The sequence below is a fragment of the Microbispora bryophytorum genome, from assembly GCF_006874465.1.
Classification (GTDB): Bacteria; Actinomycetota; Actinomycetes; order Streptosporangiales; family Streptosporangiaceae; genus Microbispora; species Microbispora bryophytorum.
Genome location: NZ_VIRL01000026.1, coordinates 36,686 through 61,802, shown reverse-complemented (window position 1 = coordinate 61,802; position 25,117 = coordinate 36,686). Strand labels below are relative to the sequence as shown.

General features: G+C 71.4%; 18 protein-coding genes and 2 pseudogenes. 8 read left to right on the top strand and 12 right to left on the bottom strand.

Annotation, left to right across the window (positions count from 1 at the left end; all coding sequences use genetic code 11):
- The first annotated feature begins 182 nt into the window (after positions 1-182).
- From FLX07_RS32295 to FLX07_RS32285, 3 genes are all read left to right on the top strand, one after another.
- The gene (locus tag FLX07_RS32295) at positions 183-452 is read left to right on the top strand and encodes a DUF6247 family protein (protein ID WP_142575473.1); all 270 of its coding nucleotides are present in this window, start codon (positions 183-185) and stop codon (positions 450-452) included.
- Between the two features lie 72 nt (positions 453-524).
- Complete coding sequence (locus tag FLX07_RS32290) at positions 525-785, top strand: hypothetical protein (protein ID WP_142575472.1); 261 nt, start codon at positions 525-527, stop codon at positions 783-785.
- Positions 782-1,204, top strand: a complete 423-nt coding sequence (locus tag FLX07_RS32285; protein ID WP_142575471.1) for a hypothetical protein — start codon at positions 782-784, stop codon at positions 1,202-1,204. Before FLX07_RS32290 ends, FLX07_RS32285 begins: the two co-directional genes overlap by 4 nt.
- A gap of 800 nt (positions 1,205-2,004) precedes the next feature.
- On the opposite strand, the pseudogene FLX07_RS32280 reads toward FLX07_RS32285, so the two are convergent.
- The 5 genes and pseudogenes from FLX07_RS32280 to FLX07_RS32260 all read right to left on the bottom strand — a co-directional run.
- Positions 2,005-2,103: pseudogene (locus FLX07_RS32280) on the bottom strand (helix-turn-helix domain-containing protein); the annotation flags it as partial.
- 99 nt (positions 2,104-2,202) lie between these two features.
- The gene (locus tag FLX07_RS32275) at positions 2,203-2,733 is read right to left on the bottom strand and encodes a hypothetical protein (protein ID WP_142575470.1); all 531 of its coding nucleotides are present in this window, start codon (positions 2,731-2,733) and stop codon (positions 2,203-2,205) included.
- Positions 2,734-2,764: 31 nt separating this feature from the next.
- Positions 2,765-9,241 (bottom strand): RHS repeat-associated core domain-containing protein, encoded by a 6,477-nt coding sequence (locus FLX07_RS38595; RefSeq protein WP_142575469.1) that lies wholly within the window; start codon positions 9,239-9,241, stop codon positions 2,765-2,767.
- Positions 9,242-9,340: 99 nt separating this feature from the next.
- Entirely contained in the window at positions 9,341-13,120 is a 3,780-nt protein-coding gene (locus FLX07_RS32265) for a LamG-like jellyroll fold domain-containing protein (protein WP_208762500.1), read from the bottom strand.
- A 369-nt stretch (positions 13,121-13,489) separates the two neighbouring features.
- Positions 13,490-16,135, bottom strand: a complete 2,646-nt coding sequence (locus FLX07_RS32260; RefSeq protein WP_142575468.1) for a LuxR C-terminal-related transcriptional regulator — start codon at positions 16,133-16,135, stop codon at positions 13,490-13,492.
- Between the two features lie 42 nt (positions 16,136-16,177).
- Between FLX07_RS32260 and FLX07_RS32255 the strand changes: the two genes are divergently transcribed.
- From FLX07_RS32255 to FLX07_RS32245, 3 genes are all read left to right on the top strand, one after another.
- Complete coding sequence (locus FLX07_RS32255) at positions 16,178-16,780, top strand: dihydrofolate reductase family protein (protein ID WP_142575467.1); 603 nt, start codon at positions 16,178-16,180, stop codon at positions 16,778-16,780.
- A 503-nt stretch (positions 16,781-17,283) separates the two neighbouring features.
- Positions 17,284-18,126, top strand: a complete 843-nt coding sequence (locus FLX07_RS32250) for an NAD(P)H-binding protein (protein ID WP_223854035.1) — start codon at positions 17,284-17,286, stop codon at positions 18,124-18,126.
- A 109-nt stretch (positions 18,127-18,235) separates the two neighbouring features.
- Positions 18,236-18,907, top strand: coding sequence for a maltokinase N-terminal cap-like domain-containing protein (locus FLX07_RS32245; RefSeq protein WP_142575466.1), 672 nt, complete (start codon positions 18,236-18,238; stop codon positions 18,905-18,907).
- Here the strand turns inward: FLX07_RS32245 and FLX07_RS38105 are convergent.
- From FLX07_RS38105 to FLX07_RS32230, 3 genes and pseudogenes are all read right to left on the bottom strand, one after another.
- Positions 18,888-19,226: an FAD-dependent monooxygenase gene (locus tag FLX07_RS38105; RefSeq protein ID WP_142575465.1), complete on the bottom strand. Its 339-nt coding sequence runs from the start codon at positions 19,224-19,226 to the stop codon at positions 18,888-18,890. The two genes, FLX07_RS32245 and FLX07_RS38105, sit on opposite strands and share 20 nt — an antisense overlap.
- A 155-nt stretch (positions 19,227-19,381) precedes the next feature.
- Positions 19,382-19,645 (bottom strand): annotated as a pseudogene (locus tag FLX07_RS38945) (FAD-dependent oxidoreductase); the annotation flags it as partial.
- 64 nt (positions 19,646-19,709) lie between these two features.
- Entirely contained in the window at positions 19,710-20,501 is a 792-nt protein-coding gene (locus FLX07_RS32230; protein WP_208762498.1) for a TetR/AcrR family transcriptional regulator, read from the bottom strand.
- Between the two features lie 87 nt (positions 20,502-20,588).
- Between FLX07_RS32230 and FLX07_RS32225 the strand changes: the two genes are divergently transcribed.
- Positions 20,589-21,185 carry a DedA family protein gene (locus FLX07_RS32225; RefSeq protein WP_142575464.1) on the top strand — a complete coding sequence of 199 codons (597 nt, stop codon included), beginning with the start codon at positions 20,589-20,591 and terminating at the stop codon, positions 21,183-21,185.
- Positions 21,186-21,279: 94 nt separating this feature from the next.
- Positions 21,280-21,699, top strand: a complete 420-nt coding sequence (locus tag FLX07_RS32220; protein WP_142575463.1) for a hypothetical protein — start codon at positions 21,280-21,282, stop codon at positions 21,697-21,699.
- 10 nt (positions 21,700-21,709) lie between these two features.
- Here FLX07_RS32220 and FLX07_RS32215 read toward each other — a convergent pair whose 3' ends face one another.
- From FLX07_RS32215 to FLX07_RS32200, 4 genes are read right to left on the bottom strand one after another with little or no spacing between them, the layout of a single operon-like run.
- Positions 21,710-22,456, bottom strand: a complete 747-nt coding sequence (locus FLX07_RS32215) for an SDR family NAD(P)-dependent oxidoreductase (protein ID WP_142575462.1) — start codon at positions 22,454-22,456, stop codon at positions 21,710-21,712.
- Between the two features lie 29 nt (positions 22,457-22,485).
- Positions 22,486-23,169, bottom strand: a complete 684-nt coding sequence (locus FLX07_RS32210; protein ID WP_142575461.1) for a 3-oxoacid CoA-transferase subunit B — start codon at positions 23,167-23,169, stop codon at positions 22,486-22,488.
- On the bottom strand, positions 23,166-23,843 hold the full coding sequence (locus FLX07_RS32205; RefSeq protein WP_142575460.1) for a 3-oxoacid CoA-transferase subunit A: 678 nt from the start codon (positions 23,841-23,843) through the stop codon (positions 23,166-23,168). The genes FLX07_RS32210 and FLX07_RS32205 overlap by 4 nt, the downstream gene beginning before the upstream one ends.
- Positions 23,840-25,027: a thiolase family protein gene (locus FLX07_RS32200; RefSeq protein ID WP_142575459.1), complete on the bottom strand. Its 1,188-nt coding sequence runs from the start codon at positions 25,025-25,027 to the stop codon at positions 23,840-23,842. Before FLX07_RS32200 ends, FLX07_RS32205 begins: the two co-directional genes overlap by 4 nt.
- Positions 25,028-25,117: the final 90 nt, after the last annotated feature.

Genomic DNA, 25,117 nt, shown 5'->3' with positions numbered 1-25,117 from the left:
GCGCACGGCAGTGGGTTAACTCTGTACTGCTCGCATCAGGATCCGACCGTCCCCAGGCGCGCCGGTAGGCGACGCGGGTGTTCTACGCCAGAGTGATCAACTAGCGATAAGGAAGGTTATCGCTAGTTGATCAATATTGCATGTACGAGATGCCGTTATCGGCCGCGAGAAGCGCTCCGCCCATGGAGCGCATCGAGTCACGTAATCCCAGTGAGGACCCGGCCGCGATCTTCGAGGCGCTTCCGCCATCGCACCGGGCCCGGTTCCGTGAGGAGGCGTTGGACGCCGCGTACGAGCTGGCCCGGTTCAAGCAAGTGCAGGCGCTGTTGCGTCAGTGGCGGCTTCGTGTGCTCGCTTACGCCCGCCCGGGCTACGAGGAGGCCGTCCAGGACGCTCTCCAGGGGCGTGCGGAGATGTTCACTCGCTTCACCCCGCCGAGCTGGGAAGGCTGACATCCTGTGGGCAACCTTACAGCCGCCCTCCCGTCTCTGGGATACTGGCGGTATACCGAGTATCCTTGTGGTATGACTGCTGACATGACCACCATTAAGGTCCCCAAGCCCCTGCGTGATCGGATCAGTGCGATCGCTGACGAGCGCGGGCGCGGAACCACCCTCTCCCAGGTCCTCGCCGACCTGGTTAGGCGGTACGAGAGCGACGAGACCCGTGCCCGGCAGGCAGCCCAGCAAGTCCATGACGAGGTGAAGGAAGATAGAGAGCTTATGGAGCGCGCTCGCGCGCGGGCCGCTCAGCACGCCGCATATCTAAGCGAGCGGGGCCGGTGACAGCGCTCGGATTCGTCCTCGATGACACTGTCCTAACGGAGCTGGGCCGAGCCGATCGGGAGCTGCATGCCCTCCTGCTGGCTTACGACGAACACGACCTTCGCACCACGGTACCGGCGCTCACATTGGCGGTAGCCGAAGCGGCGCTGACGCCGGATCAGAGGCTGATCCTCTCAGGCACACTGAAGATCCTCTCGCATGTCTGGATCGCGTTCATATCCGATGAAGAAGAGAGCGCGCGGCTTGCTGACGTGCTCACCTATTTGGGTGATACGCCGGACACGGGGGCAGCGCATGCGGTTGCGGTCGCTCAGCACCTCGACTGGCCCATCCTGACGATGAGCATGAAACGCTGGGAGCCGATCGCGGCGCTTCTGCCCTACCGCCTCGACCTGTTCGAGATCAAGGATCCGGACTGATAGCGCTGCTGAGCCGGATCAAGGTCGTGCGACTGCCGGTCCCGACTCGCTCCAACCCGCTCCCTGTAGTTCCCTGCTTCGGAGCCTCGTCTCGAACGTCTTGTCCCTGAGGATGTCGCACGAACTGTCATCGTCGGCCCCAGGAAAAACAGCCATTGCGGCTTTTGTGCTTATGCGGGCTTGGCCCTTCATAAGGAGACATACTGCGGTTGTGAACCGAGCGGCGGGGTTGTTTCGGCTAGAGGTCCGGGACTTCGAAAGCCTGACGCGGTGGCTCACCAGCGCGCGTCCGGGAAGGTGGGCGGCGAGAGCGTGGATACCGAGCTGTTGGTCCGGGCCGGGCTGGCCGCGGTTCCCTACTTGCTCCGCCAGCACCGTTGGGACGACGCCGCCAGCCTGCTGGAGGCTGCCTTCGTCAGGGACCCCACGCGGGCCAATGCGGCGGCGGTTCTGCCCGCCATCAGGCAGATCACCGGTCACAAGCCCCAATGGCCGGGCGTGCTGGCCAAGGTGCTTGCGGTGACCGACCCGCCAGTCGCCGTCGCGCTCTTACGCACCGCCATGGCCGAGGCCGCAGCCCGCGGCGACTATCGAACCGCGTCGGCGAACGCCGGGCGGCTGCTGGAGCTGTGCCGGTCCACCGGGCAGCTGCCCGAGGCCCTTGAGGCGGCCGAGCAAAAGGCTTTCTACACCCGCCAGGCCGGCCTGGGCCCCTGGAACCAACTGGCCGACGAGGTCTGGCGGCTGCAGGTGCTGGCCGCGATGGGACACTCCGATCAGGTCCTGGACGAGGTCACTCAAACCTTCCGGACGCAGCCGAACGTCCGGGCGAGCTCATCAGCCTGCTCAGGGGTCGGATAGAAGCGGTACTTGTAGGCCCGCTTCACAAGCTGCGCCACACCTCACATCTTTTCGCACGATAAGTGAACGGCGCAGGTCCTAGGCCCGCGCCTGCGCCCGATGTCGCCGGGCGCAGGCGCGGGTCATGACGGCAGTGGTCACGGACGGCAGCGGTCGGGGTCGGCCCGCATGAAGACGTCCCGGTCCGTCTTCATGGTCTCCTCGCCGCCCGCCCAGGCCAGCACCTGCCCGCCGCCGAGCCCCGCCAGGTCCGCTGCGGTGAACGGCACCCTGCTCCGCAGGCTCAGGTCACCGGCGGTGCCGTTGACGGTGGCGACGTAGGGGACGCCCTCCCGCAGCGCGGTGAGGCTGTCGTCGGTGGACCGCCAGCCCTCGGGCGGCGCCTGGAAGAGCCGGATCTCGTTCACCGACCCGGTCCAGCCGCCGTTGTGCACGCTCCAGGTGACGAGCTCGCCGTCGTCATCGGTGTCCTCAAGCACCGAGAAGTCGCTGGCGACGTAGCCGGGGCAGCCGCCGAGCAGCAGCCTGACCCCGCCGTCCTCGGCGCGCTCGACGCCGAGGACGCCCTTGGGTGTGGGCGCGGTGGTGTCGCACGCCGCGCCGAAGAAGGCCAGAGCGGCCAGCGCGACGGCGGTGCGCCCGCGCCCCGGCCTTCTTCCACGCGTCATCGTCTCCCTCTCCCTTCGCCTGCCTGCGAGCCTAGGTCCCTGGCAGGCGGTACTCGAGCGGCCGCCAGTTCACGTAGCCGCCCCACCACAGGTTGGCCCCCACCTCGAAGCTGTTGGTGGCCACGTCGCTGCCCGTCTCCAGGTGCGATTTCGCGGTGGCCAAACCGTAGTCGATTATGTAATCGGTGGCGCTGAAGTAATGGGACCACTGCTCGGAGTGCACCGCCTCGTGCCTCTCGAGGTCGGGCCCGTACTTGTCCGCGGTCGCACGCCCGGCGACCTTGGCGATGTCGTCCCTGGCCTGCTTCTCCTGCCGCAGCCGCTCCTCGAAATCCTTCCTCGAGTACGGATAGAAGTGGACGTCGCCGACGGTCATCGGACGGCCATCCTTGAGCGTGGCGCCGTAGCAGACGTACTGCAGCGCGCGCCGTTCACACCCGTCGCTGGCGAATGACATCGCGATCGCCAGCGTGTTCGCGCCGTTCAGGTTGTTCCGCCAGTGGAACGGGTGAGTGGCCAGCGCCTTCAGCAGGTTGACGCCGTTGTCGTGGTGGACCGGCTTGCAGTGGCAGCCGCCCGCCGGAGGCTTGGGCGACGGGCCCGGGGAGGGGCTCGGCGTCGCCCGGGCCTTCTTCTTGTTCTTCCGATGCGCGGCGCCCTTGTCGGGGTCGACCCTGCCCGTCTTCGGGTCGTACCCGACGTCCGCCTGCGTCTCCTTGTCGCAGTACTTGAGGTCGTACTGGCACGAGTTGGGCCGCGAGCCGACCTCCTCACCCGTCGGGTCGCTGAACGTGACGGGGTTGTTGTTCCCGTACGAGTAGCCGTTGAGCGACTGGGCCTGGCCGGTGGACAGCACCGGGTCCACGCTCAGGAACCTGCCGGCGACCGGGTCGTACATGCGGGCCCCGACGTAGGTGAGCCCGGTGGCGGCGTCGGCGGGCTTGCCGAGGAACCCCTTGTCGTCGGGCCACGCGCCGCCGACCGTGCTCCCGCGCGGCGCGCCGAACGGGGTGGTGAAGCGCTTGCTGATCGCCTGACCGGCCGCGTCGACCGACAGCGAGGAGGTCCCGTGCTGGTCGCCGGCGAGGAAGGAGACCGCGTTCTTCCCGCCCTGCGTGGTGCGCACCGCGATCACCTGCGTGTCCGCGGCGTAGAAGCGGCTGGCCCAGTTCGTGACGGCGCTGCCGCTCTTCTTCGAGTGGATCTCGGTGGCGCCGAGGTAGAGCACGCTCTCCCCGTCGCCCACCGCGCGGCGGATCAGCAGCCCGCCGTCGGCGTCGTACAGGTAGGCCGTCTTCTGCGTGCCCTGGGTCAGGGTCGCGATGCGGCCCTGCGCGTCCCAGGTCAGCACCTGGCCGTTGCGCCCGGTCGTGTTGCCGGACTTGTCGTAGGAGTAGGTCGCGGTCGCGCCGGTGCAGGAGCCGGTCACGACCGCGGTCAGGGCGTGCCGCTTGGCGGTGTCGCCGTAGCAGTACGCCGAGGTGGTCGCGGTGGAGCCGCTGTAGCGCGTCTCCGTCGCCCGCAGGCCGGAGGAGTTGTAGGTGTAGGCGGTCCGGTACGGCGCCGCGCCGCCCAGCGTCCTGCTCGTGCAGTCGTCGGTGGCCGGCGTCCACGCCTCGGTGAGCCGCCGCTGCCCGTCGTAGGCGAAGCACTGGATGTCGCTTTGTCCCGCGCCGTCCTGGGTGGGGGTGTCGGCGATCTCGGTGACGTTGCCCGCGTCGTCGTAGTGGTAGGTCAGGTCCTGCGGCTTCACCGGCGTGGACTGGGTGGTGACGAAGGACCGCTTCAGCCGGTCGGTCCCCTCCTCGTAGGTGTTGTTGAGGAAGGTCTTCTTGGCCTGCGTGGCCCCCGACAGGCCGAGGGTGAACTGCAGCGGCTGGCCGAGCGCGTTGTAGTCGGCCTTCTGCAGGTAGTCGGTGACGCCGGTGACCCCGTTGGCCTGCCCGGTCGGCGTGTAGGACAGGCTGATCCTCTCCTCGGCCAGAGCGCCGGCCGCGGGCTCGGTGGAGCTCTTCAGCGTGCCGTCGAGGTTGTAGTCGCTGCCGAAGACGTAGCTGGTCTTCGCCGCCCCGGACAGGACCATCGGGTCGTTCGGGTCGATGTCGATCTCCGTGCTGGTGGCGCGATACTGGCCGTCGTACGTGAGGACCTTCTTCGTGTACGCCTTGCCGGAGACGCCGCCGTCGTAACTGGTGGACGAGGTGAGCTGCCCCTTGGCCACGGTGTCGTAGGTCCAGGCGGCCAGCTTGTTCGCGTCGGTCCGCGACCCCGACCACAGCCCGGTCTTGCGGCCGAGCTCGTCGTAGCCGTACAGCAGGACCGTGCCGTTCGCGCCGGTGACCGTGTCGGTCTGGTCGAGCGCGGTGTAGCGGAGGGCGCTCGCGCCCTTGTCGGGGTCGCTGATGCCGTTCTGCCTGGCGAACAGGTCGTAGGTGTAGGACCACTTCGCGCCGTCGGGAGCGGTGACGGTCAGCTCCTTGTCGTCGGCGCGGTAGGTGAAGGACGTGGAGGTGTACCCGCTGGAGGTCAGCGCGCCGTACTGGGTGTCGGCGGGGGAGGGCGAGTTGTACTCGCGCCGTTCGACCGTGCGGTCGAGCGCGTCGGTGACGGTCCGGGTCGCCGTGCCGCCGGTCGGCGCGCTGACGGCGGTGGAGTCACCGGTGTAGGTCGTGGTGGTCGTCCACTTCTCCACGCCGTACGACAGGAACGTGCTGCGGACCGCCCGGCCGGCGCCGTCGAAGACGAGGTTCGTCTGCTTGGGCGCCTCGCCGTACTCCTCCCGGGTGTAGGTGGCGTTCGGCGTCTGCTTGGAGTCGAAGATGTCGGCGTAGGCCTCGTAGGCGAGGCCGCGCGAGTCGTAACGGGTGTCGGTCAGCAGCCGCCCGCCGTTCGGGGTCGGCCTCTGCGTCTGCATCGGCCGCAGCAGCGAGTCGAAGATCTCGTACGACCAACTGGCCGTGGTGGACGACTTGACGGTCGAGGTGCCGATCGCGGGCGCCCTGCCCCGCTCGTACACGTAGGAGTAGGCGTAGGTGGGGGTCTGCCCGCCGTCCTTGCTGCGGTCGGGCAGCCACACGCCGGTCAGCCTGCCGAGGGCGTCGTAGGTCTGCTCGGTCTTGCCGTTGTTGGGGTCGTAGGTGCGCACCGGAAGGCCGCGCGTCGCGTCGAGGAACGTCGTCACCTTCTGCTGCTTGGCGTTGGTCTCCACCGTCTTGGTGAGGACCCCGGCGCCGGTCGGCGTGTACGCCGTGGCGGTGGGGTTGCCGCCCGCGTCGGTCACGGTCAGCGGCCTGCCCAGCGCGTCGTACGTGGTCGATTCGGCGCGCTGCCAGCCTGTCGGCGGGCGGTCGTCGCCGGTGACGGCCGACGGGTAGCCGGTGGCCCGTCCCGTCCAGGTGGCGTCGCCCTTCACCGGCTTCTGGTTCGCCGACCAGCCGGTCGCGGCGGTGTTGTCGTACACGGCGGCCGTGTCGGACAGCACGTCACCGGAGGTGGCGGAGCTCGCGGGCAGCGACAGGTCGGCCTCCTGCACCGAGCAGGCGCGGCCGACCACGCGGGTGCGGGAGACCAGTGAGTTCAGGCCCTTGGCGTCGTCGCGGGCATACCAGGTGCGGGTGCAGGTCTCGTCGCCGCTCTTCGCGGTGTCGCCCGTGCTGTCCTCCCTGACCGCCATGCCGTACGAGTCGTAGGTGGTCGAGGTGGTGACGGTGCGCCAGGTCTTGGGGACAGTCAGGTAGGTGTGCTCCGACGTCTTGCCCATGCGCACGTAGTAGGCCTCGGTGTCGGCGTACGACTTGTGCTGGGTGGCGGTCTTGGCCGACCAGGGGTCGTTGACCGTCACGTCGACCGGGACGGCCCCGTCGTAGCTGACCTCCTCGCGGGTGAAGCCGGCGTACTGCTCGGAGTCGGTGAGGTCGGGCACGTCGAGACCGGCGACGTCGAGGCCCGGCACGGTGGCGGCGCGCCGCCTGTCGGGATCGACCGTCCTCGGGTCGGCCGACTTGAGCAGCCGGTCGCCGTTCATGCCCTGCAGGTAGACCGACACCGTCTTGGTGCGGGTGCCGTCGGTGTCGCCGACGTACGTCGTGACCTTCTGGTAGCCCCGCCACAGCGACCAGGTGCGCTCGTCGGAAGGGGTGAACGGGCTGTCGTTGTAGCGCCAGCCGGGCGTGGCGTACTCGTAGGCGTACTCGACGAGCGGGTTGTGACCTGCCGGGTCGGCGATGTTCACCGCGAGCACGCGGTATTTGTTGAACCAGTCGATGGAGGCGTCGGTGGCGCCGTTGACGTGCCAGAACTGCGGATAGCAGGACAGCGCGTTGTCGTCCTCGGCCTTGGGCATCGTCGAGCCGCGCACGCATTCGGGCTCGTTGTAGCTGACCGTGGTGATCGCGCCGGTCTCCGAGGTGACCGTCTCGATGCGCGGCCTGGTCAGCGGCAGGATGTTGCCGCCTCCCGGCTGGGTGCCGCCCGCCACCCGGTTGGGCCGCATGGCGTAGGTGAACGAGACGGGGTCGAGCGTCAGCGGCGTGTCACCGGCCGAGCCCGTCCGAACGATCGACATCAGCGACAGCGTCTGGTCGGCGGAGCTGCCGATGTCGCCGCCGTCCAGGTACTTCTGCGTGAACGCCCACGAGTCGACCGGCTTGTACGCGGTTCCGGACAGGACGCTCGTCTCGATCTTCACCAGGCGCTTGCGGCTGAAGAAGGCCGGGCTCTCGGCGTGGCAGTCGTCCTTGTCGGCGTCCTTCTTGCAGATGGCGTCGAAGGGGACGTCGGGCCAGTTCTCCGCGGTGTCCTTGGTGAGGCTGCCGCAGTCGGAGGCCGTGCAGCGCTCGGCGTAGGAGAAGGCGACCTTGTAGGGCGCGTCCACCGTGAACAGCGTGTCGGACCGCTGCCCGTAGAGGATCTTGTCGAGGTAGCCGCCGCGGACGTAGGACGTGGTCGCGGTGGACGACTTGTTCTTCCGGTAGTAGTTCGTCTCCGCCGTGTACCAGTACGTCATGGCGTTGCCGTGGGTGTCCTCGGCGTAGTCGAGGTTCCACCGCCACGCCTGCGTGACGGAGCGGTCGGCGAAGGAGTCGCCCTTGCTGTAACCGGGCTCACCGGAGTCGTCGCCGTACACCGGGGCGGTGAACACCGAGTTGGTCCGCTGGCTGCCCGCGCCGCTCAGCTTGTTCAGGCCGAAGACGTACTTCGTGCCGTCGCCGGTGACGACGGTCCAGTACTCGCCGTCGTCGTCGCCGTTGTCGGCGCCCGTGGAGTGGGTGACCGTGGAGGCGTCGTCGTTCTTCAGCCGCCAGGTGCCGCTGGTGTCGTCCTTGACCAGCTCGGTGGCCTTGCCGTTGAGGACGAGCGAGGCGTTGTCGTACTTCCAGCACAGGTCGTACTGCTTGTCGTGGCCGTCCTCGTCGCAGTTGCCGTACTGGCGGTCGATGTAGGAGGTGGCGGCGGTGTCGAAGCCCTCGCCGATCGAGGTGCCCTGGTTGTTGGTGGTGGAGGTGCGCCCGTCCACGCCGCCCGAGTCGTACGACAGGTCGAGCGCCGGCGCGGGTCCCGCCGCCGGCTCCACCGGGGCGATCGGGTAGGACCAGCTGAAGGAGCCGGAGTTGCCGCCCGCCTCCCACGTGGACGACGCGGCGAGTGGGGTGGCGGCGTAGTTGCCGCTGCCGTCGGCCGCCTCGCCCCCCTCGCCGGGGGTGTCGGCGGTCACGGCCAGCACGGCCGGGGCGGCGTCGAACGCGACCGCCGCCGAGAGGGTCTGCGCCGCGGCCGAGTTGCCGGTGTCCAGCGGGGTCCGCGTGCGGCACTCCTCCCGCTCCGGCGTGGTCACGGCGCAGGCGGGCAGCCGGACCAGCCGCAGCCGGCCACTCCACCCGCCGCCGTACGCGGAGGCGAAGGCGGCGTATCCGACGCTCAGCGTGGCGGTGCTCGGGGTCTGCGTACCCGAGGTCTGGGCCGACGCGGTAAGCAGCACCCCGTCCACCCCGGCCGCCTCGGCGGCGGCGCGGTCGAGCACCCGCACGCGGGCCGTCCGCGAACCGGCGGCCTGCACGTCCGGGGAGGCCGCGGTGCCGGGGCCGGCCTGGGTGGTGACCTGGGTGGTGACTGGGTCCGCGGCCTGGGTGGCGGCCGGCGCCGCACTGTCAGAGGCGGCGCTGTCCAGGCTCACCGGGAGCCCGCCCACGCTGACGCTGCGCGCATCGCCGATCGGCACGTCGGCCTCGCCGGCGCTCGGCCACCGGGCGGCCTCGCGCTCCTTCGCGGCCCGGTCGGCGGCGGCGTCGTTGCGTGCCCTGGACGCGGCGACCCGCTCCCTGGCCTCCTTCGCCCCGCTCGCGTCCATGGCCCTGACCTTGCTGGACCGTTGCTTCTGCACGGGAGGGGCGCCGGGCGGGCCCTGTTCCGCGGAGACGACAGCGGCCGAGGCCGCCGTCACCCCGACCGGTAACGAGATCACCACCGTCAGCGCGGCCACCAGGGCAGCACGTATTCCGGGCCGTCGCATGACCCAACCTCCTCAAGAGGAAACGAGAGAACCCGCGGACCAACCGGGGGAAGATGCGGGAGCCGCGGGGACCGGCGGGCTGCCGGTCCCCGCGCTCCGTCAGTCGCCGATGACGGCGTCCATCTGGTCGGAGTCGGCCATGGCGCCCGCCCACAGCCGCAGATCGGTGATCCTCGCGGGGAGGAAGTGACCCCAGGAGGTCGCGCTGAAGCCCTTGCCGGCCGCGAAGTCGCCCGACCCGGGCACGGCGGTGTAGGCCAGGTCGAGGTCGTTGCGCTCGTGGCCCACGTAGAGCCGCACCACCCGCCCGTTCGCCGCCAGCGCGTCGTACACGCCGGTCAGGCGGACCGGGCTGTCCAGGCTGGCAGGGGTGTCGGAGCTCACCCAGGTCTTCGTGCCGTCCTTGCCGACCCGGCCGAAGCGCCAGAAGCCCACCGGGACGCTGACCTCGTTTCCGTCGTCGTCGAGCTGCGTCTCCTTGCCGGTCAGCTCGAACCACAGGCCCCACGACGACCCGTCGGCGGTGCGCTGCCCCGCCACCTGGCCGACGGTCCCGACCGGCTTCGTCAGGATCTTGTCCCGGTCGAGCTCGACCTTCGCGGTGACGGTGAACGAGCCGGTGTCGTCCACGACCGGGCCCGCGGTGGTGGCGGCGTCGTCCACGCCGTCGAGCACCAGGCCCTCACCGTCCAGCGACGCCCCGCCGGCCAGCGCCAGCGCCCGGCCGTACCCCGACAGCGAGTCGGGCACCTGCGTCCCCGCGACGCCCGCCGGGTCCCAGTCGGCCACCAGCTCCACGTCGTTGCGCCCGGAGGCGGGGGACTCCGACCGCGCCTCCGTCGCGACCTCCTCCGGGGTCAGGACCCGCTGCCAGGCGGCGACCTCGTCGATCGAGCCGGGGAAGTAGAACTGGAAGACGTTGGCCCACTTGTAGCGGCCGATCTCGAACGGCCCGGTGGCCGACCACATGCCGGACACGGTGGCGGTGCCCTGCGGCACGCCGTTGACGTAGAAGCTCAGCTTCTGCGTCGCCGGGTCGTAGGTGCCGGCCAGGTGGGTCCAGACGTTCGCCCTGGACGTGCCGTTCTTGCCGCAGACCCCGAAGTAGGCCTTGCCCGTCGCCTCGTCCTTCTCCTTCACGCCGAAGCAGAAGGCGCCGTAGTCCTTCTCGTGCCAGAGCAGGAAGGGGCTGTAGCCGCCCGAGCCGTCCTGCGACAGCACGATGCCGTCGTCGCTCACCTTGTCCAGCCGCACCCAGGCGGCGACCGTGTAGGCCGACCTGGTCTCCAGCACGGGCCCGGACGTCGCGGCGTACGCCGACGTGCCGTTCAGGCCCAACCCCTTGTCGGCCTTCGGGGTCTCCAGCGCCGTGCCCGCGTCGTCGTACCAGACCTCGCCGCGGCGTCCCCGGGTGTCCCGTACGGCGCCGCCGGAGAGCGTGGCGTCGTGGTGCCCGCTGCCCCGGTCGACGGCGGCGCCGGAGTCCTCGTCGAAGTGCCACCTGCCGACCGGGCCCGCGCCCGCGGCGACCAGGAAGTCGACGGCCGTGGTCGCGCCGTACCTGCCCACGTTGTCCTTGGCGCGCACGTACAGGCTGTACGTGCCGGCGGCCGGTGGGGTGATCACCGCCTTGGCCGTGGCCCCCGCGACGTCGGACGACCAGCTCGAGCTGCTGGACGCGCGGTACTGGTAGGCGACGTTGTTGGCGTCGCCGGACGCGGGGCCGAAGGTGACGGTGGTGCTCTGCCCGGGCCCGCCGGCCGGCGCGCAGCTCGTGGTGGTGCAGGCGGTGTACGGCGCGCCGAGCGTGACCGCGGGCGCCTTGGGCGCGGTCGGGTCGACCTTGAAGTAGCACCATCCGGTGGTCGAGCCGTTGGACGGCCCCGGCAGCTGCTTGGTGTAGTTGCTGTAGTAGGAGCGTGTCCACGAGCGGTAGCGGTACAGCACCCCTTCCGACAGCGTCGGCGTGGAGGCGGTGACCTTCACGTTGTCGCCCACGTGCCCGGTCGTCGGCCGCTCCATCGTGGTGAAGGCGTCGGTCCAGGTGCCGTCGGCGTTCTTCTTGTCGACGTCCATCGCCGCCCGGAGCATCGCGCCCGACTCGCCGCCCGGGGCGGTCTGGGGTGTGGACGCGAGGGCGGGCGTGGGATCGGAGACGACCGCGGGTGCGGACTCCTTCGTCTCGCACACGGTGCCGGACCCGGTGACCAGGCCGATGCCGGTCGGCAGCGCCGGCACCCCCACGTAGTCGACGACGAGCACGGCGTCGTTCCTGAACCGCTTCCAGGCGGAGGTGTCGCCCTCGTCGTGCGCCCGCAGCTCCAGGGTGAGCTTGGAGAACTTGCCCGCCGCGAAGTCCTTCACGGTCGGGGTCAGGTTCTCGTTGGTCTCCTCCGCGTTGTCCTTGAACTCGATGGGCGCGGCCGGCTGGTCGGGGTCGCAGGCCGAGCCGCGGCCCGCCGACACGTTCCGGTCCACCATCAGGTCGAGTTCCTTGGGCCGGCCCGACCAGGTGGTGGACGAGGTGAAGTTGTTGGTCCGCTCGAGGTCCACCCAGCGGGGGCTGCACTGGAACGCCCAGGGCTCGGTGACGCGGAACGCCGCGCTCAGCACCTGCTTGCCCTTGAGGCTCGCGGGGGAGAACTGGAAGTACAGCCGCTGGGTGTAGCCGGGCCCGCAGTAGTAGCCGCTCCAGGTGCCGCAGTGGCCGACGCCCTCGCCCTGGTTGTTGCTGCCGTTCCCCCAGTTGTACGACTTGTAGCCGTCCGAGCGCAGCAGCGTCCGGTCGGTCTCTCCCCAGGTCACCGTGGGGTCGATGTAGACGGGATAAGCCGACTCGTCCTTCTGGCGCAGCAGGCCGGCGTCGGGCACGAGGGTGAGCGTGTCCTTACCGACCTCGATCGGCAGCTCGGCGTGCCCCGCCCCGGGAGCGGGACCGTCGGCGGCCTGCCCCTCGTCCGAGACACCTCCCGAGGGCTGGGGCGTCGCCTGTGACGACGGCTCCGGTGTCGTCGCCGGGGTCGCCGAGCCGTCCGCGGGCGCGCCCTGGGGAGCGCCGCCTTTCGCGGACAGGGTGGAATCGGCGGACGGGGTGGAGTCGGCGGACGGGGTGGAGTCGGTGGTGGACGGGGCAGGGGAGGACGGCGCGGCGGGGGCGCCGGCCGTTCCGGTCTGCCCTGTTCCGGTCTGCCCTGCCGCGGGGTCCCCGGTGGAGTCCCACATCGCGGCGGGGGGAGAGGTGAAGACCTCGGTGGCGTTGCCGTCGGTCGCGGACATGCCGCCGTCCGCGGTCTGCTCCACCTTGAGCCCGGACGACTTCACGGCGTACCGGATCTTCGCGAGCGCGGGGTTGTCCGCGGCCTGCGGAGTTTTGACGATCAGAACCTGCCGGAAGCCCTCGGTCGTCGCGGTCATCCTGAGGTCGACGTCCGGCAGCACGTCCGGGTAGGTGGCGTTCGGGCCGTCCAGCACCGGCTCCGGCAGGGTTCCCGGCCAGCCCAGCGCGAGGGTCCGGCCGTCGCGGTTCATCGTGACGAGGTTCCCGCCGTCGCCGCCTCCGGAGAAGGAGACGCCCACGGCGGCGGCGGCCGGCCCCACGCTTCCGTCGGCACGCCGCTCCAGCGTCGCGTCGGGTGACACCCACGCCCCGTCCGCTCCCTTGACCCGGACGGGGGTGGTGGACTGCTCCAGCCGGAACGACTCGCCGTCCGGATTGGCATACGTGGTGGTGAATTCGGTCCGAGCGTCGGTCACCTCGACCGGTTCCCGGATCTCGGCCGCGCGCTTCAGCGCCTGCTGCCAGCCGTCGAGCCGGCCCGTGTCGGATCCCGTCCGACCTTCCTGTGCCGCCATCGCGGCCGGGGGTGCCCCGGTTCCCACCAGTACACCCGCCACGACCACGGAAGTGAGCGCACGCCAACTCCGCAGTCCGGGAAGCCTAAACATGGGTTATCTCCCGTACGAAATCCGCAAGATCGCCCACATTAAACGTTTACCGTAACCGCCTGTCAATGAAATCTTTTCGCCCATTGAGGAGTTAAGTCATGTTCTCTACACAAAGGGAAAATAAGTTATATGAGGGCGGTAAGTCAGACAAGTTGACACTGCGATGCACGCGATGTGCGTCGGCATGCCAGACCTCCGCGACGGATGTCATGCCGCGGAGAGCGGGCACTCACGCTGAGTGACGGGAGGGCGGCGACCCGGCCGGGACCGTGTGTCCGCGACCCGGGCCGCGCCGACCGCGTCTCAGTGGTCGTGGTCGCGGCGCAGCGCCGCCAGCTCCGTGCGGTTGGCCACGCCGAGCTTCGCGTACACGTGCGCCAGATGGGTCTTGACCGTGCTGCGGCTCATGAACAGCCGGTCACCGATTTCGGGGTTGGACAGGCCCGCCACGGCCAGCCGTACGACCTCCTGCTCCGCGGGGGTGAGGCCGGCCCAGCCGGAGGCGGGACGGCGACGGCCGCCGTGCGCGCGGCGGGTGAAGGCGATGGCCTCCTCCAGCTCCATCCGGCGGCCTTCGGGAGCAGACGGGACGCTCGGCCGGTGCGGCCGGGGGTAGCCGAGCTCCTCCCTGGCCCGATCGCACGCGCCCATGATCCGGGCGCCGGTGGTGGCGTCGGCGAACGCCGCCAGAGCCTCAAGGCTGTCCACGCAGGCCAGACGGAGGCCGTTGGCGGCGCGCAGGCGCAGGGCCTCCAGATGCAGCGCGACGGCGCGCGCCTCGTCGAGGAACGCCTGCTGCTCAAGAGCTTCGGCGATCAGGCGCGGCATCCCGAGGGCCCGGGCGGCATCGAGGCCGGCCGCGCAGGCGAGGGCCGCGCCTCCCGGGTCGCCGGCCTGTCGCAGCGCCGCCGCCAGAGCGATGCGGGTCTCCGGGGTCAGCAGTTCGTCCGGCTGCTCGCCGCCGCGCCAGGCCGTCTCACTCCTGAACCATTCGGCCGCCCGCACCGGTTCACGCCTGCTCAGGCAGAGCCGCCCGATCGTCAAGGCGAGCCCCGGCACGAAGGGCGCCGACGGCGCCTGGTCCACCAGCCGGATGACCGGGTCGAGGGCGAGCTCGGCGGCCTCGTCGTCGCATTGCAGGTGGCACACACGGGCGAGGACGGCGCGTGCCGTACCGGCACGGTGGTAGTCGGCGAGAGGGGTGGCGACCTCGACCGCCTGCTCCGCCAGCGTTCTGGCCCGGGGCAGCTCGCCGAGACAGGCGCTGCCGAGGGCCATCAGGCCGAGCGCCAGCGCCGCCACGCCGCGGTCGCCTCGCCGCAGCAGGCCGCGGACCGGCGTCTCCATCTCCGCCAGCGCCTGGCGATGCTCTTCCCTCATGTGGTGGACCAGGCCGATGAGGACCTGCGCGGCGTCGGCCACGAAGGGATCGCCGGCCGCGACGGCCTCCTCGCGGACGGCGGCGGCCTTTACCCGCGCCTCGTCCGGGGAGGTGAGCAGCATGCCGATGGCGCTGAGCGACCCCGCCAGGCAGGCGGTCCGCAGATCGCCGTGGTCGAGCGCCATGGCACGGGCGGCGTCGGCCGCGTCGAACTCCAGCCCGGCCGGGTGCGTGGTGTCGGCGACGAGCGCGAGGCCGGTGAGCACCCGGGCCTGCAGCGCGCTGTGCTCGCCGGCGCCCCGCTCGGCCGCCAGCCGGAGCAGTCCCAGGCCCTCCCCGAGCCGGCCTTCCAGGTGCCACAGCCAGGCCAGTTCGGCCGCCAGGCGGCGCGCCGGGCCCGGACGGTCGCCGGACAGACCCCATTCGAGCGCCGCGCGCAGGTTGGGGTAGTCCTCGCGCATCCTGGCCCGCCAGGTGTCCTTGTCGCTGTCCAGCAGCGGGGCGGCCTCCCGGACCAGGGCCAGGCAGACGGCCAGGTGCCGGTCGCGCACGGCGGCCGGCTCGCCGGCCTCGGCGAGCCGCTCCCACGCGTACCGCCTGACCGACGACAGCATCCGGTAGCGGGTGACGCCCCTGCGGGTCTCGGCCAGCAGCAGCGACTTGTCGATCAGCCGGCGCAGGCCCGTGAGCAACTCCACGCGGCCATGGCCGTTTAGCACGCCCTCCGCGGCGGCGAGGGTGAAGCCCGGCTCGAACACGCTCAGCCGGCGAAACAGCACCTGGTCGCGCTCCCGGAGCAGGTCGTGGCTCCAGGCCATGGACGCCGCCAGCGTGCGGTGCCGCGGTGGCGCCCCCTGGTGGCCGGTGACCAGGATCGCGAACCGGTCGTCCAGTTCGGCGTCGATCTCCTGAGGCGTCAGCGTGCCGGTCCAGGCGGCGGCCAGCTCCAGTGCGAGAGGGATGCCGTCCAGCCGGGCGCAGATGCCGCGCACCGCGGTCAGGGCCTCCTCGGTACGCGGCACGTCGTGGCCCCGGTCGAGGAAGAGGGCGACTCCAGCGTGCGCGTCCAGGGGCGGGACCCGCCAGACCAGCTCGCCGGGCAGGCCGAGCGGTTCCCGGCTGGTCGCCAGGACGGTGACGTGCGGGCAGTGGCGCAGCAGGCCCGCCACCACGTCGGCGACACCGCCCAGCAGGTGTTCACAGTTGTCCAGCACCAGGAGCAGCTCGCGCTCGCGCAGCTGCCTGGACAGGGCGGCGGTCTCGTCCGAGTCGCCGGTCAGGAGCACCCGCAGGACCGTCGCGACGAGGCGTGGCACGGCGGACGGGTCGGTCTCCTGCGCGAGATCCACCCACCACACGCCGTCGCGCGGCGGGCACACCGGCCGCCTGGCGAGCCGGGCCGCCAGCCGGGTCTTGCCGCAGCCTCCGGCGCCGGTCAGGGTGACCAGGCGGGCCTCGCCCAGGGCCGCTCCGATCATGTGCAACTCGGCCCGGCGGCCGACGAACGAGGTCAGCTCCGGTGGCGGAGCGCCGTCGTCGGCCAGGTTCGCATCTGGCATATCGGCCATCTGGCCGATGTTAGTGAGTGTCGCTCCGGCAACACTTGCCGCATGACAACGAACCGCACCGTAATCGGCAACATCACCCTCTCCCTCGACGGTCGCATCCACGGCCCCGGCGGCGAGTACGACATGGGCTGGATCGTCCCCCACGCCGTCAGCGACGCGGCCCGCGACCACATGGTGAAGGTGACCTCCGGGGCCACCACCGCGCTGCTGGGCCGCACGAACTACCAGGGCTTCGGTGGCTTCTGGCCCGCGGTGGCCGAGGACGAGTCGGCCGACCCCCGTGACCGGGCCTTCGCCCAGTGGCTGAACACGGTGGAGAAGGTCGTCTTCTCCACCACGCTTACCGAGGCGGTGTGGCAGAACTCCCGCATCGCCGCCGCCGGCCCCGCCGAGGTCGTGAAGGAGCTGCGGCAGCAGGACGGCGGCGACATCGTCGTGCTGGCCAGCACCAGCGTCATCCAGGCCCTGCTGCGGGCCGGAGAGCTCGACCGGCTGAGCATCACGCTCGCGCCCGAGCTGGTCGGCGACGGGCCCCGCCTGTTCGCCGACGGCCTTCCCGCCACGGGCTGGCGGCCTGTCTCCGTCGCTCAGGCCGCGAGCGGGGCACTGTGCCTGCTGTACGACAAGGTCCGCGACAGCGACTGAGCCGGTCGGCTCATCGCCGCCGCGCCGTGTGAGACGTGATCGGTCCGGGTCGGGGCGAGGAAACCGGCGGCCACGCCCCTGACCAGCCGGCCCGGCCGGGCCGGGCCGCGATGAGCCTCTGGCGGATGGGCCGTCCCCGGCGACCCGCGTGGGGTTCTCCGGTAGGTGAGTTTCGTGCTAATTTCCTGATCGTAAGGTGCGGCGCTCGTTCACGAGCGTGTCGGGACATCCGGCCGGCACGACAGCCTCAACGACGGCTGTCTGGATCTCTCAGCGGAGAGTTTGCCCGCCATGCCCGCAACCCTGTTCCCACCCGCATGAGCGATCCACCCGTTCGTGGTCGCCGCCGACGTGCTCGATCTGCCGAGCACCACGGTGTCCCACGCGTGGCCGCCCCCGCGGCACGCGTGACGAGCATCCCGTTGGTTCCAGGCCGGGGAGCGTCTGTCCGCTCAGCCGCTCGCGGAAGGCATCCGCGTCCAATCCGCACCGATCACCGGAGCATGTCCATGATTCTCGTCACCGGAGGCCGCGGCGCGGTCGCCACCCACCTGCTGACCCTGCTGCTCCAGGCCCGCCGTCCCGTACGCGTGGGCTCCAGCGACCCCGGACAGCTGCGGGTCCCCGACGGCGTCACGGCCGTCACCTGCAATCTCCGGGATCCCGCCACCTTCCCGGCCGCTCTCGCCGGCGTGACCGACGTCTTCCTGTACGCCGGGGCCTCGCACATCGCCGAGTTCGCCGACGCGGCCGTCACGGCCGGCGTCGAGCACGTCGTCCTGCTGTCGTCCGCCGGCGTGCTGGCTCCCGGCGCGGCCGGCGACCCGCTGGCCAAGTCCCATCTCGACGTCGAGACCGCACTGCTCGCCGCACCGCTCACCACCACGATCCTGCGACCCGGCTCCTTCGCCCGAAACGCGCGCGCCTGGGCCTGGCCGGTCAGGGCCGGGAGCCCGGTGCGCCTGCCCTACCCGGGCTCCCACACCGACCCCGTCCACGAACGGGACCTCGCCGAAGTGGCCTTCACCGTGCTCACCGACCCGCGCCACCAGGGCCGGTGCCTGCACCTGACCGGCCCGGAGAGCCTCATGTTCGGCGAACAGATCGACCGGCTCGCCGAGATCATCGGCCGGCCGATCGCCGTCGACCACGTCACCCCCGAGGAATGGAAGCAGGAGATGGCCGACCACATCCCCGGCCCCTACGCCGACGCCCTGCTCGACTACTGGCGGGCCAACGACGGCCGCCCCGTGCCGCTGACCGACACCGTCGAACAGGTCACCGGCCACGCTCCCCGCACCTTCGCCGCCTGGGCCCGCGACCACGTCGCGGACTTTGCCGATTGACGCGCTCTTCGGACTGCGGCCGCCGCGGGGCGTGTGAGACGATGATCCGCCCCCCGGCGGTCGCGCCGGGGAGCACGGTGACGGGACGCCGACGAAGGGTTTTCACGGGATGGCAGTCATCCATCGCACCACGCTGACGCCCACCAAGCTGGAGCTGCTCACGACGTGGCTTCCTGCTCAGCCCTGGTACGGAGGCGACGGACGGCGACCGGAGCTGACGAAGGCCGGGGGCTTCCGGCTCGACGACCCGCAGGGCGAGGTCGGCATGGAGTTCATGGTGGTGACCGACGTGTCGGGCGACCGTCCCGTCTCCTATCACGTGCCGCTCACCTACCGGGGGGCGCCGCTGGAGGGGGCCGGCCACGCACTCATCGGGACGGCGGAGCACGGCGTCCTGGGGCGGCGGTGGATCTATGACGGCACCCACGATCCGGTCCTCGTCGCACAACTCCACGCCCTGGTCGCGGGGGACGCCAAGGCGCAGCATCAGAGCCTCAGCGACACCCCCGACCCGGCGGTCACCGCAGGCTTCACGGGAGCCGCCGCGCCGGGCCCGATCCGGCCGGCCGCCGTGGCCGAGGCGCCGTACGCCACCGACATCGTGGTAGACGCCGCGGACGGTGGCCTGGGCGGACGGCTGACCATGCGGGTGACCCGCGTCCTGCGGCCCGGCGAAGCGGACGTCGCCGGCGTCCTGGGTCACGTCGTGGCCGGTTGGCGGCTGCCGGACGGAGCCGAGGTCCGCGGAGTGTTCGCCGTCGTCACGGACGCGCCCCGCTGACCGCGGCCCTCCGCTGGCCGTGACCCCGCGCTGGCCGTGACCCCGCGCTGACCGTGACCCCCGATGAGCCGTCCGGTCGTCGGGTGAGACCGTCGGCGGGGGTCTCGTCGCCGTCGTGGCACTCGGCCGCCGCAGGGTTCAGGAGCCCCGCGGGGGGGTCGTCGAGCGTCACGTCGGCGACCCAGGCGTGTGCGGAGGAGCCGGTTCCCGGGAAGCCGATCCCGGCGGCCGAGCGGACCGCGCTGCCCGCTCCGTCACAGCCGACCAGGAACGCCGTCTCCGTCGTGTAGGGCCCTCCCGGGCCATCGGCCCGCACCACGACCCGGTCCGGCTCCTGGGCCGACGCGGAAGGCGTGCCCGCGCCGCACGTCCACCCCCAGGTCGCGGGCGTAGCCCTCCATCAGCTTCTCGACCTTCGGCTGCGCGAGCAGGAGGACGTACGGGAAAGGGGGTGTCGAGCGTCCCGTAGTCGATCCGATGGTCGAGGAGACCGAAATGCGAGTCCGGCACCCGCCTGCCCTGCGCGACGAACGACTCCTCGACGCCGCGCGACGCCCACAGCTCCATCGTGCGGGGGTGGATCGTGAAGCCCTTGGAGTGCGGGTCGCGTTCCGCCCGCCTCTCCAGGACCGTGACCTCGACCCCCGCGAGACGTAACTCCGCCGCGAGCCACAGCCCGGTGGGGCCGCCTCCGACGATGACGACTTCTGCCATGTGCCTCTCCCGAGAACGATCCACCTGACCGTGATCTTCGGTGCGAGGACGTGGACCGCGCGTGCAGCGCCCGACCCTCGTCGCCCCGTCATCCTCCCCCGGGGAGGGGGACGGCGCCAGCCGGCGAGGGCCCCGCTATGGGCGGGCCGGCCTCGCCGTCGCCCTGCGCGTCGCCCCGCTCGTCGGTGGCCTGAAGCCTGCCCAGGAGCATGAGCAGGAGCTCGTCCACGATCTGGTCGCGGGTGGCGTCGACCCAGCCGACGGCCCAGTCGTGCATGAGTCCGTTGATGGCTCCGATGAACGCGGCGGCCGTGACGCGGAAGTCGCGCGGCACGATCCCGCCGCGGCCGGCGGCGTCGTCGAGCTGCTCGCACACCAAGTCGATCCATCGGGCCCGGCGGTCCAGGCGCTGGCGGTCGAGCCGGGGACTGACGCCGATGATCTCCACGAACGCGATGCGGGTGTGGCGGGGGTCGGCGGTGGCCCCGGCCGCGTACGCGCGGAACAGCTGACTGCAGCGGTCGATGGGATCCAGGTGCCGCACCTGGGGCAGGACGTCGAGGACCGCCTGCTGGGCGATGTCGTTGACGTGCAGGTGCAGGTCGGCCAGCAGGTCCTCCAGGGTGTGGAACTCCTCGTAGAACTGGCGGCTGGACAGGCCCGCGGCCCGGCAGACGTCCGTGATTCTGGTGGCGCGGTAGCCGGGGCCGGCGCCGAACAGGTCGAGGCCCGCCTTCAAGAAGCGTTCGCGGCGCTCGGCCTGCCGTTCGGCCGCCGACCTGCCGCCATACCGGCCCGCCGCCGGGGTGATCCTGCCCGCCACCGCGTCCTCCGCATCCGTGATGGATGAATTCTGGGCCTTGTCGCGGGTGTCAGACATGCCTACCACTCAGTAACAAGTCTGAATATCTCCGCGCGTAAGCGCACCTCCTGGGGACACGACAACGGGGAGGCGCATGGAGGACGGGTGGACTCGATCAACAACTGGCTCTGGGGCCTGCCGAGCACGGCGCTCTACGCGGTCGTCGCGGCGCTGGTCTTCGCCGAGGACGCCCTGTTCGTCGGGTTCGTCGTGCCGGGGGAGACGGCCGTCGTGCTGGGCGGCGTGCTCGCCGGCCAGGGCAGGCTGTCGGTGTACTGGCTGGGGCTCGTGGTGACGGCAGCCGCGATAGCCGGCGACAGCGCGGGCTACTTCATCGGCCGCCGCCTCGGCCCCGGTGCCCTGGACGTACGGTTTCTGCACCGCCGTCGCGACCACGTGGACAGGGCCGAGGCGCTGATCCGCCGGTGGGGCCCTCAGGGGGTGTTCTTCGCGCGGTTCGTCGCGTTCCTCCGCGCCATGATGCCGGCCCTGGCCGGGGTCTCGCGCATGAGTTACCGGCGGTTCTTCCTGTTCAACGTCCTGGGCGGGGTGCTCTGGGGAGTCGGTTACACCCTCCTGGGCTTCTTCGCCGGGGCGGCGTACGAGCAGGTGCAGTCGGCCGTCGGCGGTGCGGTCGCGGCCGTTCTCGCCGTGGTCGCCGTGACCGCTCTGGTGGTGTGGCGCGTCCGGCGGCACCGCTGAGCCCCCGGCGGGCCGGCGAATCGGTGAACCGGCGGGCCGGTCGGCAGGGACGTCCTCGGTGAGCCGAAGGGCGCCGCGATACGTCATAGAGGGCATGAGGAGTTCGCGTATCGCGCTGCTGCCGCTGGCGGCCCTGTCCGTGCTGGCCGTCACGGCCCCCGCCGAGGCGGCCACGGCGCCCAGGAAGCTGCTGGTGGAGTTGCGGGAGGAGGGCGGATTCGCCGGGCTGCACAACCGGGTGGCCGTCTACACGGACGGCTGCGCCGTGCTGAGCCGTCGCACCGGACCGGCGGTCCGCAGATGCCTGACCGCCGCGGAGTGGCGCGGCCTGCGCGGGTCACTGAAGCACCTGCGGCTCGGGCCCTCCGAGTCGCGGCCGCCGGGGGCCGACTTCATCGCCTACCGCCTGGCCTACAAGGGACACCGGGCGACGCGGTACAGCCTGCCCCCGACCTGGCGGCCGGTCGTGAGCAGGCTGGAGAAGGTCCTGGTCAAATACCGGGCGCCCAACTGATCGTCGCGGCTCAGCTGCGCAGGTAGGAGGCGCCGTTCAGGTCGACGATCGTGCCGCTGGCCCACTCGGCCTCCGGCGACGCCAGATAGAGGACCGCGGCCGCGATCTCCTCCGACCTCGCCACCCGCCCGAACGGGCTCTGGGCGCGGATCGCGTCGCCCCGCGGCGCCTTGAGATGCTCGTTGGTCATGTCGGTCTCGACGAAGCCGGGCGCAACGGTCGCCACGGCGATGCCGAGGGGCGCCAGGGCGATGGCGAGCGACTGGCCCAGCGCGTTCAGGCCCGCCTTGCTGGCCCCGTAGGCGGGGCTGTCCGGTTCCCCGCGGAAGGCGCCGCGTGACGAGACGTTGACGATCCTGCCGCCCGGAGCCATGTGCCGTACGGCGTTCCAGATGACGTTGGCCGGTCCGACGAGATTGACGGCCAGCGTCTCGCGCCACACCGCCTGCCACTCCTCGTACGAGGTCTCCGTGATCGGGTGGTGCACGAACACCCCCGCGTTGTTGACCAGGACGTCGATCCCGCCGAGGGCGTTCGCCGCCTCCTCGACCATGCGCCGCGCGTCGGCGGGGTCGGCGACGTCGGCCCGGACGACGGTGTGACCCTCTCCCGGCAGCTCCGCGCGGACCCGTTCGGCCAGGTCGGGGGAGTCGCGGTGATGGATCGCGACGCGGTCGCCGGCGGCCGCGAAGGCCAGCGCGATCGCCCGCCCGATTCCGCGCGAGGCACCGGTGACAAGGACTGCTCGCTCACTCACAGGGGGAGACTATCGTCCCTTTCGTCCGATCACGGCTCCCGGTCGAGGGTGCGCACGGCGATCTCCAGCCGGGAGGCGAGCTCGGCCGCGCTCGTGCCGTACGTCTCGACGACGGTGACGCCCCCGCGGTCGATGTGGAAGACGGCCAGGTCGGTGTAGACGCGGCTCACGCAGGCCAGCCCGGTGAGCGGGTAGGTGCATTCGGGGACGAGCTTGGGCGTGCCGTCCTTGGCGAACAGCGTCATCATGACGAACACCTGCTTGGCGCCGGTGGCCAGGTCCATGGCCCCGCCGACGGCGGGGATGGCGTCGGGGGCGCCGGTATGCCAGTTGGCCAGGTCGCCGCGTCCGGAGACCTGGAAGGCGCCGAGCACGCACACGTCGAGGTGGCCGCCGCGCATCATCGCGAAGGAGTCGGCGTGGTGGAAGTAGGAGGCGCCCGGCAGCTCGGTGACGGGCATCTTGCCGGCGTTGGTCAGATCGGGGTCGATCTCGTCGCCGTGTGCGGCGGGCCCCATGCCGAGCATGCCGTTCTCGGTGTGCAGGACGACCCCGGAGCCGGCCGGGAGATGGTCGGCGACCGTCGTCGGCTGGCCGATGCCGAGGTTCACGAAGGATCCGGGCGGGATGTCCCGGGCGACGAGGGCGGCGAGTTCGTCACGGCCCAGCGGGCCGCGGCCGAGATGCTCGACGGTCTTCACGGCGCTGTTCACGGGGTCGCCTCCTTCGCGTTCAGGTCCAGGATCCGGTCGACGTAGATGCAGGGGGTGACCACGGCCTCGGGGTCCAGTTCGCCGGTCTCGACGACGTGATGCACCTGCGCGATCGTCAGCGCCGCGGCGGTCGCCATGACGGGCCCGAAGTTGCGGGCGGTCTTGCGGTAGACGAGGTTGCCCATCCGGTCGCCGGCGTGGGCGGCGATGAGGACGACGTCGCCCTTGATCGGATACTCCAGCACGTGGTCGCGGCCGTCGATGGTGCGTGTCTCCTTGCCCTCGGCCAGTGGCGTGCCGACCCCGGTGGGGCAGTAGAAGGCGCCGATGCCGGCCCCGGCCGCGCGCATGCGCTCGGCCAGGGTCCCCTGCGGGACGACCTCCAGCTCGATCTTCCCCGAGCGGTAGAGGCCGTCGAAGACCCACGAGTCGCTCTGGCGCGGGAACGAGCAGATCATCTTGCGCACCCGCCCGGCGGCGAGCAGCGCCGCCAGGCCGGTGTCGCCGTTGCCCGCGTTGTTGCTGACCACCGTCAGGCCAGTCGCGCCCTGCCGGATCAGCGCGTCGATGAGCTGGACGGGCATGCCGGCCATGCCGAAGCCGCCGATCAGGACCGTGGAGCCGTCCGCGATGCCCGCCACGGCATCGCCGGGGTCGCTGAACACGGCGGTCATGACGCGCTCACGTTCTCGAGCACCACGGCCAGCCCCTGCCCGACGCCGATGCAGATCGCGGCCACGCCCCACCGCTCGCGCCGTTCGCGCAGCACGTGGGCGAGCGTGCCGAGGATGCGCCCGCCCGAGGCGCCCAGGGGGTGGCCGATGGCGATGGCGCCGCCTCTGGTGTTGACGATCGCGGGATCGACCTTCCAGGCGTCGAGGCACACGAGTGACTGCACGGCGAACGCCTCGTTCAGCTCGACCGCGCCGACGTCGTCCCAGCCGATGCCGGCCCGGCGCAGCGCCTGGTTGGCGGCCTCGACCGGCGCGTAGCCGAACATCTGCGGTTCGAGCGCGCAGGCCCCGCGACCGGCGACGCGGGCGATCGGGCCGGCGCCGATCCGGTCCGCGGCGGCCTGCGAGCCGAGCACGACCGCGCACGCGCCGTCGTTCAGCGGGGAGGCGTTGCCGGCCGTGATGGCGCCGTCGGGGCGGAAGGCCGGCTTCAGCCCGGCGAGGATCTCCGGCGTCGAGCCGGGCCTGATGCCCTCGTCCCGCGCCAGGCCGGCGCCCTCCACCGGGACGACCAGGTCGTCGTAGAAGCCGTCGTTCCAGGCCGCGTCGGCCAGCACGTGGGACCGCGCAGCGAAGGCGTCCTGCCGCTCGCGCGAGACGCCGAACCTCTCGCCGAGCTGCTCGTTGGCCTCCCCAAGGGAGACCGTCCACTCCTTCGGCATGCGCGGGTTCACCAGCCGCCAGCCGAGCGTGGTGGAGACCGCGGTCACGTCACCGGCGGGAAAGGCCCGGGAGGGTTTGGGCAGCACCCACGGCGCCCGTGTCATCGACTCGACGCCGCCGATGACGACGACGTCGGCGTCGCCGCTCTCGACGGTCCGCGAGCCGATCATGGCGGCGTCCAGGCTCGACCCGCACAGCCGGTTCACCGTGGTGGCCGGCACGGTCACCGGCAGCCCGGCCAGCAGCACGGCCATCCGGCCCACGTTGCGGTTGTCCTCACCCGCGCCGTTGGCGTTGCCCCACACCACGTCGCCGATCTCCGCCGGATCCAGCCCGGGCAGCTTGGCCAGCACACCGCGTAACGCGGTGGCCGCCAGGTCGTCCGGGCGGACGTCCGCGAGCGCGCCGTTGAACCTGCCGAACGGCGTGCGCGCCGCGGCGTAGACGAAGGCCGAGCCCATGACGTTCCCCTCTTGTTCGCTATGCGAACGTCGGTTCATTTTGCGAACATCATGAGCATAGTCGATGGCGTCGGCGTGCGGCCGGCGCGT